Source organism: Neobacillus rhizosphaerae, assembly GCF_050477885.1.
Taxonomy (GTDB): domain Bacteria; phylum Bacillota; class Bacilli; order Bacillales; family Cytobacillaceae; genus Neobacillus; species Neobacillus rhizosphaerae_A.
The window spans coordinates 1-1,127 of record NZ_JBCNAC010000113.1; the positions used below are offsets into that span (position 1 = coordinate 1).

General features: G+C 41.1%; 1 protein-coding gene. It reads left to right on the forward strand.

Going from position 1 to position 1,127, the window contains the following annotated elements:
• Positions 1-1,046 (forward strand): catalase (locus ABES03_RS15705; protein ID WP_430118342.1); only part of this gene is annotated, 1,046 nt, incomplete at its 5' end.
• Between the last annotated feature and the right edge of the window lie 81 nt (positions 1,047-1,127).

Genomic DNA, 1,127 nt, shown 5'->3' on the forward strand with positions numbered 1-1,127 from the left:
CGATTAAATTCCCTGATTTTATTCATACACAAAAAAGAGATCCAAGAACTCATTTGAAAAACCCAAATGCAGTTTGGGATTTCTGGTCCTTATCACCAGAATCCTTGCACCAAGTGACATATTTAATGGGTGATCGTGGATTACCAGCTACACTTCGTCATATGAATGGATACGGTAGCCATACCTTCAAATGGGTAAATCAAGAGGGTGAGGCAGTTTGGGTAAAATATCATTTTAAAGCGGAGCAAGGTGTCAAAAACATGTCACCTGATGTGGCGGCAAAATTAGCTGGTGACCATCCGGATTATCATACAGAGGATTTATATAATGCTATTGAAAATGGTGACTTCCCTGCATGGAGACTCCATGTTCAAATCATGCCATTTGAAGATGCAGATACGTACCGTTTTGATCCATTTGATGTGACGAAAGTATGGTCACACAAGGATTACCCACTAATTGAAGTAGGTCGTATGGTTCTAAATCGCAATCCAGAAAACTACTTTGCTGAAGTGGAGCAAGCGACATTCTCTCCTGGAACAATGGTTCCTGGTATCGAAGCATCACCAGATAAAATGCTTCAAGGTCGTATTTTTGCTTATTCTGATGCCCATCGCTATCGTGTAGGACCAAACCATAACTTACTGCCGATTAATCGTCCAAAGGCAGAAGTGAACAACTATCAACGTGATGGTGCAATGCGTTCTGACAATAATGGAGGCGGCTCAGTTTACTATGAGCCTAACAGCTATGGTGGACCAAAAGAAGCAACTGAACATAAACAGACAGCATTCCAGGTTTCAGGTGTAGCTGAGCAGGTGTCCTATGATCAAAATGATCATTACACTCAGGCTGGTGACCTCTACCGCTTAATGTCTGAAGAAGAAAGAGGACGCCTCGTTGCAACCATTGTTGGCGCAATGAAGCCAGTTGAAAGAGACGATATTAAACTCCGTCAAATTCAGCATTTTTATAAAGCGGATGCAGAGTATGGTGAGCGAATTGCGAAAGGCTTGAATTTAGCTATACCTCAGGGAGTAAAATAAAACAATAAGACTAGTAAAAGGCTGTTCAAAAGTTGAGCAGCCTTTTTTCATGTTAATATGTAAATGGCTGTGTTAAAGAAC